Annotated in this window: 4 protein-coding genes, 1 other RNA gene and 1 pseudogene; all 6 read left to right on the top strand. The window is 69.5% G+C overall.

The annotated features are described in order from the left end of the window. The first annotated feature begins 151 nt into the window (after positions 1 to 151). Positions 152 to 475, top strand: a complete 324-nt coding sequence (locus B2U11_RS04260) for a hypothetical protein (RefSeq protein WP_292070171.1) — start codon at positions 152 to 154, stop codon at positions 473 to 475. Between the two features lie 13 nt (positions 476 to 488). After that, positions 489 to 1,250, top strand: a complete 762-nt coding sequence (locus tag B2U11_RS04255) for a peptidoglycan recognition protein family protein (protein WP_292070170.1) — start codon at positions 489 to 491, stop codon at positions 1,248 to 1,250. Positions 1,251 to 1,282: 32 nt separating this feature from the next. Continuing rightward, an RNA gene (rnpB, locus tag B2U11_RS04250) (RNase P RNA component class A) lies at positions 1,283 to 1,660 on the top strand. Between the two features lie 387 nt (positions 1,661 to 2,047). Continuing rightward, entirely contained in the window at positions 2,048 to 2,524 is a 477-nt protein-coding gene (locus B2U11_RS04245; protein ID WP_008263595.1) for a division/cell wall cluster transcriptional repressor MraZ, read from the top strand. Next, positions 2,521 to 3,468: a 16S rRNA (cytosine(1402)-N(4))-methyltransferase RsmH gene (rsmH, locus tag B2U11_RS04240; protein ID WP_292070168.1), complete on the top strand. Its 948-nt coding sequence runs from the start codon at positions 2,521 to 2,523 to the stop codon at positions 3,466 to 3,468. The genes B2U11_RS04245 and rsmH overlap by 4 nt, the downstream gene beginning before the upstream one ends. Next, positions 3,465 to 3,708, top strand: a pseudogene (locus B2U11_RS04235) (cell division protein); the annotation flags it as partial. The gene rsmH and the pseudogene B2U11_RS04235, both read left to right, overlap by 4 nt.

Here is a 3,708-nt window from a genome sequence, read left to right as displayed (position 1 = left end):
CCAGCTAAAATGCCCTCAAGTAGGCCGAAGGCCGATAGGGCCAGCTAAAATGCCGCACGCAGGCGTGAGCGGTCCCGGCATTGACCCGGCGGGGCGATGGACCGACATTGGGGGTTCGGCGTTTCGAGGAGCGCCCGAAGAGGATCGACCCATGTTCCAGCCCGAACGTCTCGTCACTGTCGGCTTCACGCCGCGCCGCCGCCCGAACGGCCTCGTCGCCTCGGTGATGTGGCTGGGGGGCGTCATCGCGGGCGTGGCGGCGATGGCCGTGGGCGCGATCCTGGCGGTCTTCACCGCCGCCGCCGTGGCCGTGATCGCGGTGATCGCGGGCGTCCTGGTCTTCCTGGCCGGTCTGGCTCTGCGGGCGCGCCGCAACATGATCCTGCGCCGCCGCTCGACCGATCCCGAGGTCATCGACGCGCAGAAGGTCGGCGACACCTGGGTCGCCTACGGTTGGGAACGTCACGGCCGCTGAGGCCGCCCTGGCCATGATCGACGTCATCGAGGTGCCGTCGCCGAACTTCGACGCCCGTCGCGCGCCGCCGGACATGCTGGTGCTGCACTATACCGGCATGCAGACCGGAGAGGCCGCCCTGGCGCGCCTGCGCGACCCCGACGCCAAGGTCTCGGCCCACTATCTGATCGAGGAGGACGGCCGCGTCTTCCGCCTGGTCCCCGAGGCGCGCCGGGCCTGGCACGCGGGCCGTGGCGTCTGGCGCGGCGAAACGGACTGCAACGCCGCCTCCATCGGCGTCGAGATCGTCAATCCGGGGCACGAGTTCGGCTATCGCCCCTTTCCCGACGCCCAGGTCGCCTCGCTGACCGCCCTGATCGGCGACATCCGCGGCCGCTGGACCATTCCCGACAACCGCATCATCGCCCATTCCGACCTGGCGCCCGAGCGCAAGGAGGATCCCGGCGAACTCTTCCCTTGGAAGCGCCTGGCCGAAGCCGGCCACGGCCTGTGGTTCGAACCGGCGGCGGAGCGGATCGCGGCCCTGGGCGGTCTCCTGCAGAAAGGCGACCAAGGCATCGGCGTGATCGTCCTGCGCGCGGGCCTGCACCGGCTGGGTTACGGTCTCCAGCCCGGCGGCGACTACGACGCCGAGACCGAGACGACCGTGCGCGCCTTCCAGCGCCACTGGCGTCCCGCCCGCATCGACGGCGTCGCCGACGGCGAGACCCGCGCGCGCCTGGTCGGGCTGCTGCAGCTTGCCAGCGTCGAAAGTCCGACCGGCGTGCTGGATTGACGTTACCCGCAGTAACGCGCATCTAGCGCGCGCCAGACGGCCGGGCGGTCGCGGCGGGCTTCGCGCCCGTCGAGGAAAGTCCGGGCTCCACGGTGAAAAGGCGGCGGATAACCTCCGCCCGGGGCGACCCGAGGGACAGCGCCACAGAAAGCAAACCGCCGGGCCTTCGGGACCGGCAAGGGTGAAAGGGTGGGGTAAGAGCCCACCGCGTCGGCGGCAACGTCGATGGCATGGCAAGCCCCGCCTGGAGCAAGACCAAATAGGGACGTCGCGCGGTTTCGGCCGCAGGGTTCACCGCCCCAGACGTCCGGGTAGGTCGCGAGAACCGCTCAGCAATGGGCGGTCCAGAGGAATGATCGTCGCCGTTCTCAGGAGCGGAACAGAACCCGGCTTACAGGCCGTCTGGCATTCCTTCTTTTTCGCCTATCGGCCTTCGGCCTGTTTGAGGCGGCTGTATCGGCCTGCCGCGCATCGGCGATGCTTCAGGCCGTTTTGTCCCCGTCATTTTACGGTCGGGCCGCCCTCTGCGGTCGGCCGCTCGTTAACCCGCTGTAGGGGCGAGGCGATTCACATCGGCGCACAGGCTGTGAATACTTGGATTGTTCCTTGTATGTTCTCACAAAGGCCAGTGTTGCGGCCGCCACAGCTCCGCAACATGGTTAAGTAAAGCCTTCAATCCCATTGAGACCCATTTCATCCCATGATATCCCACTCGAATGAGATGGGGCTGAAAGGCGTGCGCGGCGGGCGTACGTCAGGGCATCTAGGGACGGGCCGAAGGGTCCGATGGGCAGGGCGTGTTTCTCTCGACCTACGAGAAGCAGCTGGACGGCAAGCGCCGTCTCCTGATCCCCAACGATTTCCGCACGACCGAAAACGGCGCCGCCGGCGGCGTCTTCATCTTCCCCTCCATCGAGGCCGACTGCCTGGAGGCGGGCGGCGACCGGCTGTTCGCCGTCTATGCCGAGATGATCGAGTCCCTGCCGTTCGGCTCGGAGGAGCGCTCGGCGCTGGAGTGGCAGGTGATGGGCGAGCAGGTGCGTCTGGCCTATGATTCCGGCGGCCGCATCACCCTGCCCGAAGGCCTGTGCGCCGAGGCGGGCCTGGAAGACACCGTCGTCATCGTCGGCCTGAACGACCGCTTCCAGATCTGGTCGCGCGAGAAATGGGCGGCCCGCCGCGCCGAGCAGCGCGCCCTGGCCAAGGCCGGCATGGCCCAGATCGGCGCCCTGAAGCTGGCGGCCCAGATGAAGCTGGCGGGAGGCGGATCATGAGCCCCCACGCCCCGGTCCTGCTGGCCGAAGTGATCGAGGCGCTGAAGCCTGCGCCGGGCGACGTCATGATCGACGCCACCTTCGGGGCCGGCGGCTACACCCGCGCCATCCTGGACGCCGGCGCCCGCGTCATCGCCCTGGACCGCGATCCGACGGTCCAGCCGCACGCCGACGCCGTGGCCAACGACTTCCCCGGCCGGTTCCAGCTGGTCCGCACGCCCTTCTCCGGCCTGGCCGAGGCCTTCGCCGAAAGCGGCGCGGATCGGCTGGACGGCGCCGTCTTCGACATCGGCGTCTCCTCGATGCAGTTGGACCGGGCCGAGCGGGGCTTTTCCTTCATGCGCGACGGCCCGCTGGACATGAGGATGAGCGACCAGGGCGAAACCGCCGCCGACATCGTCAACACCTGGGACCACGGCCCCCTGGCCCATATCCTCAAGCTGTACGGCGAGGAGCGTCAGTCCGGTCGGATCGCCACCGCCATCCTGCGTCGTCGCGTCGAACGGCCCTTCACCCGCACCCTGGACCTGGCCGAGACGGTCGAAAAGGCGCTGGGCGGCCGTCGCGGCGCGCCCATCCATCCGGCCACCCGCACCTTCCAGGCCCTGCGGATCGCGGTGAACGACGAGCTGGGCGAGCTGGAGCGCGGTCTGGCGGCGGCCGAGGCGACCCTGGCGCCGGGCGGCCGTCTGGCGGTCGTGACCTTCCATTCGCTGGAGGACCGCATCGTCAAGGCCTTCCTGACCGAGCGCAGCGGCAACGCGCCCGCCGGCTCTCGCCACGCGCCCATCGCCATCGACCCGCGCAAGCCCAGCTTCACCCTTCAGTTCAAGGGCGCGCGCGAGGCGACAGAGCAGGAGCGCGCCGCCAATCCCCGCGCCCGTTCGGCCAAGCTGCGCGCGGCGGTCCGCACCGACGCCCCCGCGTGGAAGGCGGCGGCATGACCGCGACCAACCCCTTCGCCTATCGCAAGAGCCTGCTGCAGCGCCTGTTCGACTGGAAGGTGCGTGGCGTGCGCTGGATCGAGATCATCGGCGTGGCCCTGGTCGCGGTCATGGTCATGTCGGTCTATGTCGCCAAGGCCGCCGCCGCGCGCGAGAGCAGCCGCATCGCCGAGCTGGAACGCGACATCCGCGAGAACGCCCAGCGCGTGCGCCTGCTGAAGGCCGAGGCCGCGCGCCTGG

The sequence above is a fragment of the Brevundimonas sp. UBA7534 genome, from assembly GCF_002479325.1.
In the GTDB taxonomy this organism is placed as follows: domain Bacteria; phylum Pseudomonadota; class Alphaproteobacteria; order Caulobacterales; family Caulobacteraceae; genus Brevundimonas.
This window is presented reverse-complemented; position numbering and strand designations above follow the sequence as displayed.

Coding starts and splice junctions, on each gene's coding strand:
- rsmH (WP_292070168.1), top strand. CDS start 2,521: ATGAGCCCCCACGCCCCGGTCCTGCTGGCCGAAGTGATCGAGGCGCTG.
- B2U11_RS04255 (WP_292070170.1), top strand. CDS start 489: ATGATCGACGTCATCGAGGTGCCGTCGCCGAACTTCGACGCCCGTCGC.
- B2U11_RS04260 (WP_292070171.1), top strand. CDS start 152: ATGTTCCAGCCCGAACGTCTCGTCACTGTCGGCTTCACGCCGCGCCGC.